This window comes from Bradyrhizobium sp. UBA2491 (genome assembly GCF_002341725.1).
GTDB lineage: Bacteria > Pseudomonadota > Alphaproteobacteria > Rhizobiales > Xanthobacteraceae > Bradyrhizobium.
In genome coordinates, this window is sequence record NZ_DDOP01000066.1 from 111,419 (window position 1) to 122,830 (window position 11,412).

The following is an 11,412-nucleotide window of genomic DNA, read 5'->3' on the forward strand; positions in this document are numbered from 1 at the left end:
GCCCCTTCGGCCGGCCTGCTCAAGGGCACTCGCCGGCGCGGGACACGCACCGGCAGCGGCTACTCGTCAGGAAAAAGTCGGCGGCGCGCGCGCTTGCGCGGCGAGACCTGCCCGCGAACCATCGAATTCGCCGGCGAAATCGAGCCAAGCGATGCGACTCGGGACACGTTCAATGGCGCGGGCCGCCACTTCGGGATGATCGACGGGCGCACCGGTTTGCAGCACGCTGCACGCCGGGCAACAGTCATGAACGCCATGACCGGTCTGGTCGTCCTGCCCGGCTCCGCCATTGCCATGGCAAATCGTGGCGGCCGCGAGCGGATCCGACATGGCAAGGCTCGCCGCCCAGCAGGCCCCGATCGGCGCGAAAATCTGCGCCAGCAGGGCAACCAGGACTATGGGCAGAAAATTCTTCAGCCGCCGGCGCATTGCAAAACCCATCCGGGAGGGAACTAACCACCATGGGCGTCGGAAGTCGAGATCGGCAACGCTGCCGGTTTCTTCCCCACCGACGGAATCGGCGCGGCGTGGCAGTTGCGTCACGGCGCTTTGCCAATGGCCGTATCCCATTACTCTGCCACGTGTTTTGAAGCAGACGTCGCAACCGACGGTGGCGCCATCCCAATCATTTCGCAAACTGCTCGAAATTTGAACATTCGTTGCCGAAAATGATGACAAGCTTGGAAAGATGGTCTACCAATTCGGGCTCAGGCCAGCCGCGAGGTGTGTCCTGGTGGTCCAAGTCTCGGGAGGAGCCCGACGCGCACAAGCAGCGTCACCCCATCAATCAAGATCAAATCTAATTCTTGGGGCAAATAGGGTCGACACAATTTTTGGAGCAGGGCTTGGCGCCCTGCTCTTTTTTTTATGTGATGATCTTTTATGTGATGATCGCATCGCGCAATGACCTCATCATCGAATCCTATCGAGCACAGTTTCGAACTCGCAGCCGCGCGTTGTGATGATCTGACGCCGATCGTCTATCGGCGCCTGTTTCGCGAACATCCCGAAGCGCAGGCGATGTTTCGCACCGACGGCAGTGAGCCGGTGAAGGGCGCGATGCTCGCGCTGACCATCGAGGCAATCCTCGATTTCGTCGGCGAACGCAGCGGACGTTTCCGCCTGATCGAGTGCGAAGTGTCGTCGCACGATGCCTACGGCACGTCGCGCGAACTCTTTCTCGCCTTCTTCGCCGTAATCGCGGACAGCTTGCGCGAAATTCTCGGCGAGCAATGGTCCGCGGAGATCGATGCTGCGTGGCACAAGGCGCTCGCCGACATCGACGCCGTCGTGCTGCAGCAGACACATCTCGTGGACAAGAGAGCGTAGCGCCCCCGTTCCGATTGTGACACACTCGCTTTATCCGCGGCGCGTGCAACTGACGCCGACGGTCAGAAAAAACATGAGGGAGCAAGCAATGCCAAGGACCGACAAGGGGATGGACAAGGCGTCGACGACGCGGCGCGACCTTCTGCAATTGGCAGCGGCAGGTGGAGCAGCAGCCGGCCTGCTCGGCGGAATGGGCCTGACCACGTCCGCGCTCGCAGCCGAGATGGGACGCTCGGAAAAGCCGCTGAAAGCCGCATTCTCCAACGCCGGATTGCAGGCGACGTGGTGCGCGCAGGGCAAGCAGGCCGCCGAGTTCTGGGGCAAGCTGTTCAACGTCGAGGTCACCTGGTTCGACGGCCAGCTCGATGCGGTGAAGCAGCGCGCCGCGATCGACAACATGGCCTCGCAGAAATGGGACTTCGTCGCGATCCAGGCGTTCGGCATCGGTACGCTGACCCAGCCGGTGCAGAAGATGATCGACGCCGGCACGCCCGTCATCGACATGGACACGCTGATCGCGCCGCTCGATCAGATCAACGTCCATTCGTTCCTCGCGCCCGACAACGAGTTCATGGGCGCATCGGTGACGCAGGCGCTGTGCAACGCGATCGGTGGCAAGGGCAAGGTCATCATGACCCAGGGCGCGCTCGGCCACACCGGCGCGCAGGGCCGCGCCAAGGGTTTCAACTCGGTGGTGAAGCAGTTCCCGAACATCGAGGTGCTGGACACCCAGCCCGCCGACTGGGACGTCTCCAAGACCGCCCGGCTCTGGGAAACCTACCTGACGAAATATCAGCAGATCGACGCCGCGTTCTTCCACAATGACGACATGGCGCTCGCGGCCTACAACATCATGAAGGCGCGTAACCGCACCAACATCCTGATCGGCGGCGTCGACGCCATGCCGCCGGCGATCCAGGCAGTCAGCGAAGGCCGCATGTTCGCAACCGTCCGCAACCCGTCCTGCCGCATCCATGGCGGCGCGATCGTCGCGGGCGTCGCTGCCGTGGTCGGCGGCGAGAAGAGCGGCCAGGGCATTCCGAAGAACGTCGTGACCGACGGTCCCGTCGTGACCAAGACCAACGCCCCCGGCATGCAGTGGATGGAGGATCACTTCCTGATCTGAGCGGGCCGCATGTCGCAGGGACGCTCCCCGATCCTCGAGTTGAACCAGATCACGAAGGCCTTCGGCGGTGTCGAAGCCCTTCGTGGGGTCGACTTCGCGCTTCACGCCGGCGAGATCCATGGTCTCGTCGGCGAGAACGGCGCCGGCAAGAGCACGCTGATGAAGATCATCGCCGGCGTGCATCCAGAGTTCTCCGGCCGCTTCATGCTCGACGGCAAGGAGACCCGCTTCCGCTCCACCCGCGACGCCCATGCCGCCGGTATCGGCATGGTGCATCAGGAGCTCAGCGTCGCGCCCGACCTCACGGTCGCGGAGAACGTCTTCCTCGGCAACCAGCCGACCAACCGGCTCGGCTTCGTGCAGTGGCGACGGATGGCGCGCGAGGCCGGCGAGCAGCTATCGCGATTTGGCATCGACGTCGATCCGATGACCCGGCTCGGCGACCTGCCGATCGGCTTGCAGCAATTGATCGAGATCGCCCGCGTGCTGTTCTCGGGCGCACGCATCATCATCCTCGACGAGCCGACCTCCGCGCTCTCCCCACCCGAGGTCGAACGCCTGTTCGCAACGCTGCACAAGCTGCGCGACCAAGGCACCAGCATCGTCTTCATCTCGCATTTCATCGAAGACATCCTGCGGGTCTCCGACGTGGTGACCGTGTTCCGCAACGGGCGGAAGATCGCCGAGACGGCGTCCGCGGACACCACCAAGGGCGCGCTGATCGAGGCCATGATCGGCCGCGGCGGCGCGGCGCTGGAGCACAGCTACACCGACGACCTGATGCTGCCGCGATCGGGCGGCGGCGCGGCAGTGCTGAAGGTCGATCAGCTCTCGCTCCGCCGCAGCCTGCAAGACGTCTCGTTCGAAGCCCGTTCCGGCGAAGTGCTCGGCATCTACGGCTTCATGGGCTGCGGGCAATTGGAGCTGTCGCGGATCCTGTTCGGCAAGCTCAAGCCGGATGGCGGCACGCTCGCGGTCGACGGCGCCGTCAAGACATTCCGCAGCACCGCGGCGGCGCGGCGGGCCGGGGTTGCGCTGGTACCCGAGAGCCGCCGCGCCATGCTGTTCCACCAGGAGCCGGTGTTCAAGAACATCTCGATCAGCATCCTCGATCGCATTTCGTCCCTGCTGCTCAAGCCGGTGCGCGAGCGCGCCATCGCCCAGCATCAGGTCGAGCAATTGCAGATCAGGCCGCCGGTGGTCGGCCTCGATCTCGGCATGCTTTCCGGCGGCAACCAGCAGAAGGTGGCGCTGGCGAAATGGCTGACCTACCCGCCGCGCCTGCTGGTGCTGTGCGAGCCGACCCGCGGCATGGATGTCGGCGCCAAGAACGACGTGATCAACATCGTGCGCGACCTGCGCGCCAAGGGACTGGCGATCATCGTGTTGTCGACCGAGCCGGAGACGGTGCTGTCGCTGGCCGACCGGATCCTGGTGCTCAAGCGCGGCGCGGTGGTGCGCGAATTCGCCGGCGAAGCGGTCAGCAAGGATCGCTTGCTGGAGGCCGCGTAATGGAGATCTATAATGACGAGCAGTGACGGCGCGACGGCACGAGCGGATCACCAGCGGCCGCGTGGGCTGGCGCCGTTCCTGCGCTCGCAGATGCGCAACATCGCGCCGTTCCTGACGCTGATCTTCCTCAGCGCCTTCTTCGCGATCGCAAGCCCGTCGTTTGCGACCATCGACAATCTCGGCAATATCCTCACGCAAGTGTCGGTCACCGGCATCATCGCGGTCGGCCTGACCTTCGTGATCCTGTGCGCCGAGATCGACCTGTCGATCGCCAGTATCGCCAACGTCACCGGCATCGCGGTGGCGTATTTCACGTTGCAGGAATCCTACGTCAACATCGCCAACGTCCCGATGCCGGGTTTTGCCGCGATCCTGCTGGCGCTAGCGCTGTGCGCGCTGCTCGGCCTCGTCAACGCGCTGGGGCTGACCGTGATCGGCATCCCCTCCTTCATCATGACGCTCGCCATGATGCAGATCGCGGCCGGCGTCTCGGCGCTGCTGGTGCGCGGCCAGATCGCCTACAAGGTGCCGCCGCTGATCACGACGCTCGGCTCGGGCTCGATCGGCGGCATCCCCTGGATCGTGATCGTGGCCGCGGTGATGCTGCTCGGCGGCCATCTGGTGCTGACCTACACGCGGTTCGGCCGCTACGTCTACATGGTCGGCGGCAATCGCGAGGCCGCGGAATTTGCCGGCCTCAACGTCAAGCTGATCCTCGGCAGCGTGATGGTGATCTCGGCGGTGTGCTCGGGGATCGGCGGCATGCTCGGCGTCGCCCATTTCGGCAGCGCACAGCAGAACGAGTTCGACACCTATCTGTTGGATTCGATCGCAGCCGTGGTGGTCGGCGGCACCAGCCTGTTCGGCGGCCGCGGCGGCATCGGCAACACCATCGTCGGCCTGTTCGTGCTCGGCGTGCTCAACAACGGCCTCGACCACGTCAACATCGACAGCTTCCTGAAAATCCTGATCCGCGGCCTGATCCTGCTCGCCGCGCTGATCATCAACGTCTATGCGCAGCGGCTGCGGGAGCAAGCGGCGGAGTAGGTTGAGTGAGATGAGCGCGCTGCTTCTCATTCGTCGTCCCGGCGAAGGCCGGGACCCATAACCACAGAGTCGAGTTGAAGGGCAGGCTGTGGCACCAGCGTCGCACGACAATTCGCTTTGGTGGCAATGGGTCCCGGCCTTCGCCGGGACGACACTGAAATTGTTGGACGGCCTGTGGGCCACACGTCCGCATTCCCGCGGCATGATCTGTCCGGGCTTTACCTTTCGTTCCGCGCTCTCAAGGCAGATTCACCTCGCGAAATCCGGCTGCCAATGGCGCAGCTCGCGTGCGGCATAGGTCACCGTGCCGATCGTGGTGAACGCCCCGGTCTCCAGCATCATCCTGCGTGCGAGCTTGAGGCTCCTCGCCTCGCAGACAGCGCGCTGCTTCTCGTCGGCGATCCACTCGAAATCGATATTGTGTGCGAGGCCGAGGATGCGGCGGATGGTCTTGGCTGCGGCGAAGCCGACCGTGTCCTGGAACAGCCGCGCCATGTAGGCCTGCCGCTCCGCTTCCAGCCGGGCAGCACCCGCCTCGCCGGCGAACAGCGACACCGGATAGCCGTCGCCCTTGGCTTCGCTGCGCCACAGTGCGAGAAACTTTCGCGAGAACTCGCTCCAGACCCCCTCGATCGTCTCCAGCAGCCAGGCCTCGAACGACGCTCGCTCGCCCGGCGTCCGTTCGTGCCCGGCCGAGGCCAGATAGGCCATCAGGAGATTGCCGATCACGGCGCCGATGTCGAAGCCCATCGGGCCATAGAAGGCGAATTCGGGATCGATCACCCTGGTCTCGGTTTCGGTGACCATGATCGAGCCGGTATGCAGATCGCCATGCAGCAGCGCCTCGGGGCTCGCCATGAATTTCAGCTTGAGCCTGGAGACCGCGACATGCAGGTCGAGGTCGTCGCGGAACGCGGCCGCGGTCGCATCGAGATACGGCGCGGTCCAGCGGTTCTGCTCGGCGACGCGGTAGGGATCGGTGAAGATCAGGTCTTCGGTGATCTTGCAGAGCGCATGGTTGCCGGCGAAGGCCGCGATGCCGTCCTTCTTCTGCGCGGCCGACAGCGCAAGATCGGACGAGAAGAACAGCGTCTGCGCCAGGAAGGTCGAGATATCGTCGACGAAGCGCGGATACCGCGTCGCCCCGATCAGCCCCTTGCGCATGATAATGTGCGGCTCGAGCAGTTGCATCGCGGTGAGCGCGAGCGGCTCGTCATGGTGCAGCACCGCCGGCACGAGCTCGGGCACCAGCCGCGCCTGCCGCACCAGCGCCAGATGCTCGTAATGCGCGCGCGACAGCGGCAGCGGCCAGCTCTCGCCGACCAGCCGCACATAGGGCAGCGCCTGCTTGACGGCGATGCCGCCGGTGCTGCCCTTGACGATGAAGACGAGGTTGAGGTTGCCGTCGCCGACCTCGCTGATCGACCAGTCGGCAGGCCGGCCGCCAAGCGCGGCGACGATGGCTGGAAGGCCCGCGAGATAGTCCCGCAGATCGGCCTCGCGCAGGATTCGATAGTCGCTCTGCCCGGAGCCTGGTTGGGCCTGCAGGTTCATCGTCGTCTCCTCCGGCGGTTGGCGAGACGAGGTTGATCCCCGCTCCCGCTATCGGGCCTTTGCGGCCTCTTCTGCGTCAGTTGTGAAACTCCGGCATCCCCATCAGCCGCGAGAGCCGGTCGACCGAGAGATAGCCGGCATAATAGGCCCACATCCCGATCGTGAAGAATACGGCCGACAGCACCGTGGTCCACAGCAGCTTGCGGCCCATCCGCGCCAGGATCGGCGCACCGGGGTCGGTGCCGGGCGCGCCGACATTGTCCTCGTGCTGGCTGCGAATGCCGAACGGCAGCGTCAGGAACAGCACGAGCCACCACAGGACGAAGTAGATCGCGAACCCGGTGGAGATCTGGTACGCCGAGATCTGAAAGCCCATGACCTCAAGCCTGTTCGATCTCGACCAAGGCGCCGGAAAAATCCTTGGGGTGGAAGAACAGCACCGGCTTGCCATGCGCGCCGATCTTCGGCTGGCCGTCGCCGAGCACTCGTGCCCCCTCTGCGATCATCCGGTCGCGCGCCGCGATGATGTCGGGCACGTCGTAGCAGACATGGTGGATGCCGCCATCGGCATTGCGCTCGACGAATTTGGCGATCGGCGACGCATCGCCGAGCGGCTCGATGAATTCGATCTTGGTGTTCGGCAGCGTCACGAACACCGTGATCACGCCGTGTTCCGGCAGCGGCACGGCATCGGAGATCTCGGCATTGAAGGCGGTGCCGTAGATCTTCGCGGCCTGCTTTGCGTCCTTGACCGCGATCGCGACGTGATTGAGCCGGCCCAGCATGCTTCTCTCCCTCTAGTTGGGCATGACCTTTTCGGAAGACCGCTTCGCACGTCTCCGGATCATGCCTCAGCTCCGCGTCAGACCGTCAGGACGTGCACGACGCAGATCGGCTTCTTGCCCCACTGTTCGCTCAGCGCGGAACGGACCGCGCGGCGCACCGATTCGCCCAGCGCATCGGGATCGCGCCGCCGCGGCTTCGGCAGGCCCTCGATCGTCGATACCACCACGTCGAAGACGATGTCGTCGAGCAGCTCGCCCGCGGCATTGTTCTCCGGCATGCCGACGAGATCAACCTCGGGATCGTCGGCCATCTCGCCCTGCGCGGTCATCGCGATGGCAACGAAGGCGCAGCCGGCAAAGCCCATCCGCCGCCGCTCGACCACGGCACGCGACTTGGCATCCTCCAGGATGGTTCCATCCTTGTAGAGGCGGCCCGCGGGCACTTCGCCGATGATGCCGGGGTCGCCCGGCCCGAGCTTGATCAGGTCGCCGTTGCGGCAGGTCAAGACCTTGGGGACGCCCGCGGCGCGTGCCAGCTTGGCGTGTTCGGCAAGGTGCAGCGCCTCGCCATGCACGGGGATCAGGAGCTGCGGCCGGACCCAGGAGATCATGTCGCGCAATTCGTCGCGGCGCGGATGGCCGGAGACATGCACCAGATGCTCGCGATCGGTGATGATTTCGACGCCCTGCGTCACCAGCCCATTGATGATGCCGCCGACCGCCTTCTCGTTGCCCGGAATGGTGCGCGAGGAGAAGATCACGGTGTCGCCCTTGTTCAGCGTCACCTGCGGATGATCGTTGTTGGCGATCCGCGCCAGCGCGGCGCGCGGTTCGCCCTGGCTGCCGGTGCACAGCGCCAGCACCTTGTCGGCCGGGAAGTGACCGTAATAGTCGGGGCTGCGGAACTTGTGCGAGGCATCGAGATAGCCGCATTCGCGCGCCACCTGCACCACGCGCTCCATCGCGCGGCCGACCACCACGACCTCGCGATCGGCGGCGTTCGCGGCGTCGACCACCGCCCGCACGCGGGCGACGTTGGAGGCAAAGGTGGTGACCGCGACCCGGCCCTTGGCCGCCTTGACCAGCTTCTTGATGGTGGCCGCGACCTCGGTCTCCGACGGCGAGCGCCCGTCGCGCACCGCGTTGGTGGAATCGCCGACCAGCGCCAGCACCCCCTCGTCGCCGAGCTCGCGCAGCCGCCGCTCGTCGGTCGGCAGGCCGATCACCGGGGTCGGATCGATCTTCCAGTCGCCGGTGTGCAGCACGGTGCCGACGTCGGTCTTGATCGCGAGCGCATGCGATTCCGGAATCGAATGCGCGACTGGAATGAACTCGACATTGAACGGGCCGATATCGACCCGGCCGCCCGACGGGATCACGGTGATCGGGATCTTCGGCGGATTGCGCTCGGCGGCGCATTTGGCCTCGAACAGCGCCGCAGAGAACTGCGTCGCGTAGATCTTGCAGCCGAGCCTCGGCCAGAGATCGATGATGGCGCCAAAATGATCCTCATGGGCGTGCGTCAGCACGAGGCCCATCAGATTGTGGCGCTCCTTCTCCAGGAAACGCACGTCCGGCATGATCAGGTCGATGCCCGGCAGATGCTCTTCGTCGCCGAAGGAGACGCCGAGATCGACCGCGAGGAACGAGCGCTGGTGGCGGTTGCCGAGGCCGTAGATCGACAGGTTCATGCCGATCTCGCCGACACCGCCGAGCGGGGCAAAGGTGAGTTCGTCCGGGCGCGCCATCAGTTAGCCCTCTTCGAGGCAGCGCTGCCGAAATAGACCTCGCCCGCCGCGACTGGAATACGCCTGCCTTCGGCCGTGCCCACGATCAGACAGCCGGTCTCGTCGATAGTTTCGAAGATGCCCTCGATCGTGGCCGTTCCCGTGTTGATCGCGACCTCGCCGCCAAGCCCGGCCGCGCGCTCGAGCCAGAGCCTGCGGATCTCGGCGAAACCGCGGCCATTGTCCCAGATGCCGCGGAACTCGACCCAGGCATCGGACAGCGCCATGAACAGCTCTTCCGCGCTGATCTGGACGCCGAGGTCGGCTAGCGATACAGCCGGTGTCGGTGTGCCCTCCGGCGCCGCGACGACATTGGTGCCGATGCCGACAACGACCGCGAGACGATCGCCGATGGTTTCGGCCTCCATATTGATGCCGACGAGCTTCGCGCCCCCTGCGAGTACGTCGTTCGGCCATTTCAGCGCGTATGTCGGGCGCTCGGAACCGAGGCGAAGCGCCGCCTCGACGCTGACGGCTGCGAGGGCGGCCTCCTCCGACAGCCCGGCGACGAAGCCGAGCGTCGCGGCAACCGCCGGCTGAACGTCCATCAATTCGAGAATGCTGCTGGCAAGGTTGCCACGCGGCGCGATCCAGACCCGCTGCCGCCGCCCGCGCCCCGCCGTCTGCTCCGACGTCACGAACCACATCGGCCCACGCTCGCCGGCGCGCGCGCGCAGCATCGCCTCGGCATTGGTCGAGCCGATCTGGTCGAAGGCGGCGAGCCTGTAGCCCGCCGTGATGGCTCGGGGTCCGAGCGTGAAGGTCATGTCGAACTTATGCGCATGATCGGTTCCGAAAGCCAGCGTCCTGTTTTCGGAATCATACGCTTTAGAACAATGACTTGGCCGCCGCCGAGGCCGCGCTGACCAGTGGGCCGGGATAGGCCCAGAAGAAGATCACGAACAGGCCGGCGACTGCGAGCACGGTGCGCAGCTCGAACCGCATTGGATCGAGCTTGCCGATCGGCTGGTCGAAATACATCACCTTGACGATCGACAGGTAGTAGAACGCGCCCACCACCGAGGTCAGCACGCCGATCACGGCGAGCGTGAACAGGTTGGCCTTGATTGCGGCGACGAACACGTACCATTTAGCGAAGAAGCCCGCGAGCGGCGGCACGCCGGCCAGCGAGAACAGCAGCATCGCGAAGATGAAGGCGAGCAGCGGGTTGGTGCGCGACAGGCCGGCGAAATCGCTGATCTTTTCCACCGCCTGGCCGTTGCGTTTCATCGCCAGGATGATCGAGAAGGTGCCGAGCGTCATCGCGACATAGATCGCGGCATAGATCAGCACGCCCTGGGCACCCTCGACCGTACCGGAAGCAAGCCCGACCAGCGCGAAGCCCATATGGCCGATCGAGGAATAGGCCATCAGCCGCTTGATATTGGTCTGGCCGATCGCCGCGAACGAGCCCAGCGCCATCGAGGCGATCGCCACGAACACCAGAATCTGCTGCCACTGGGTGACGATGCCCGGGAATGCGGTCAGCGTCGCGCGGGTGAACACCGCGAGCGCGGCGACCTTCGGGGCGGAGGCGAAGAACGCCGTCACCGGCGTCGGCGCGCCCTCATAGACGTCGGGCGTCCACATGTGGAACGGCACCGCCGAGACCTTGAAGCACAGGCCGGCGAGCAGGAACACCAGGCCGAACACGATGCCGATGCTGCCCGTCGTGGCGGCAGCCGCGATGCCGGCGAACGAGACCGTGCCGGTGAAGCCGTAGATCAGCGAGGCGCCGTAGAGCAGCATGCCCGAGGACAGCGCGCCGAGCACGAAATACTTCAGGCCGGCTTCGCTCGACTTGGCATTGTCGCGCGCGCTGGCGGCGACGACATAGAGCGCAAGGCTCATCAGCTCGAGGCCGAGATAGAGCGCGATCAGGTCGCCGGCCGAGATCAGCACCATCATGCCGAGCGTCGACAGCAGCACCAGGATCGAGAATTCGAAGGTGCGGGTCGACGGCTGGGACAGATACTCAGTCGACAGGATCAGCGTCGCCGCGGAGGCGATCAGCGCGAGGATCTTCAGGAAGCGGGCGAAGTCGTCGACGATGAAGCTGCCGCCGAAGGTCACGAGCTTGCCGGCCGGCAGCCAGAGCTCCAGCGCGCCGGTCACGACCAGCAGCACCACCGCGAGGGCGGTGATCAGCCGCGTCGTCCCCTGCCCGCGATAGGCCCCGATCATCAACAGCACCATCGCGCCGACCGCGAGCACCAGCTCCGGCAGCACCGGCTGCAACTGATAACCTGCACTGGAAAAGCTCATGACGAGG

11 protein-coding genes are annotated in these 11,412 nt (G+C 65.2%); 4 read left to right on the forward strand and 7 right to left on the reverse strand.

What is annotated here, in order from left to right; genetic code table 11:
• Positions 1-66: 66 nt before the first annotated feature.
• Positions 67-570, reverse strand: coding sequence for a DUF2946 domain-containing protein (locus B2W55_RS22280; RefSeq protein ID WP_244442289.1), 504 nt, complete (start codon positions 568-570; stop codon positions 67-69).
• A gap of 333 nt (positions 571-903) precedes the next feature.
• Between B2W55_RS22280 and B2W55_RS22285 the strand changes: the two genes are divergently transcribed.
• The 4 genes from B2W55_RS22285 to B2W55_RS22300 all read left to right on the forward strand — a co-directional run bounded on the left by B2W55_RS22285 (position 904) and on the right by B2W55_RS22300 (position 5,014).
• On the forward strand, positions 904-1,329 hold the full coding sequence (locus tag B2W55_RS22285; protein ID WP_024583495.1) for a globin: 426 nt from the start codon (positions 904-906) through the stop codon (positions 1,327-1,329).
• An 88-nt stretch (positions 1,330-1,417) separates the two neighbouring features.
• Positions 1,418-2,455: a sugar ABC transporter substrate-binding protein gene (locus B2W55_RS22290; RefSeq protein ID WP_024583494.1), complete on the forward strand. Its 1,038-nt coding sequence runs from the start codon at positions 1,418-1,420 to the stop codon at positions 2,453-2,455.
• 9 nt (positions 2,456-2,464) lie between these two features.
• A complete protein-coding gene (locus tag B2W55_RS22295) occupies positions 2,465-3,967 on the forward strand; it encodes a sugar ABC transporter ATP-binding protein (protein ID WP_024583493.1) in 1,503 nt (500 codons plus the stop codon).
• Positions 3,968-3,979: 12 nt separating this feature from the next.
• A complete protein-coding gene (locus tag B2W55_RS22300; protein WP_024583492.1) occupies positions 3,980-5,014 on the forward strand; it encodes an ABC transporter permease in 1,035 nt (344 codons plus the stop codon).
• Between the two features lie 249 nt (positions 5,015-5,263).
• Here the strand turns inward: B2W55_RS22300 and mtnK are convergent, their stop codons facing one another.
• From mtnK to nuoN, 6 genes are all read right to left on the reverse strand, one after another.
• Positions 5,264-6,568 carry an S-methyl-5-thioribose kinase gene (gene mtnK / locus B2W55_RS22305; RefSeq protein ID WP_024583491.1) on the reverse strand — a complete coding sequence of 435 codons (1,305 nt, stop codon included), beginning with the start codon at positions 6,566-6,568 and terminating at the stop codon, positions 5,264-5,266.
• A 76-nt stretch (positions 6,569-6,644) separates the two neighbouring features.
• The gene (locus B2W55_RS22310; RefSeq protein WP_024583490.1) at positions 6,645-6,944 is read right to left on the reverse strand and encodes a DUF1467 family protein; all 300 of its coding nucleotides are present in this window, start codon (positions 6,942-6,944) and stop codon (positions 6,645-6,647) included.
• Between the two features lie 4 nt (positions 6,945-6,948).
• Positions 6,949-7,353 carry a methylmalonyl-CoA epimerase gene (gene mce, locus B2W55_RS22315; protein WP_024583489.1) on the reverse strand — a complete coding sequence of 135 codons (405 nt, stop codon included), beginning with the start codon at positions 7,351-7,353 and terminating at the stop codon, positions 6,949-6,951.
• A gap of 77 nt (positions 7,354-7,430) precedes the next feature.
• A complete protein-coding gene (locus B2W55_RS22320; protein WP_024583488.1) occupies positions 7,431-9,101 on the reverse strand; it encodes a ribonuclease J in 1,671 nt (556 codons plus the stop codon).
• Positions 9,101-9,907, reverse strand: a complete 807-nt coding sequence (locus B2W55_RS22325) for a biotin--[acetyl-CoA-carboxylase] ligase (protein ID WP_024583487.1) — start codon at positions 9,905-9,907, stop codon at positions 9,101-9,103. Before B2W55_RS22325 ends, B2W55_RS22320 begins: the two co-directional genes overlap by 1 nt.
• Before the next feature lie 61 nt (positions 9,908-9,968).
• Entirely contained in the window at positions 9,969-11,405 is a 1,437-nt protein-coding gene (nuoN, locus tag B2W55_RS22330; protein ID WP_024583486.1) for an NADH-quinone oxidoreductase subunit NuoN, read from the reverse strand.
• Positions 11,406-11,412: the final 7 nt, after the last annotated feature.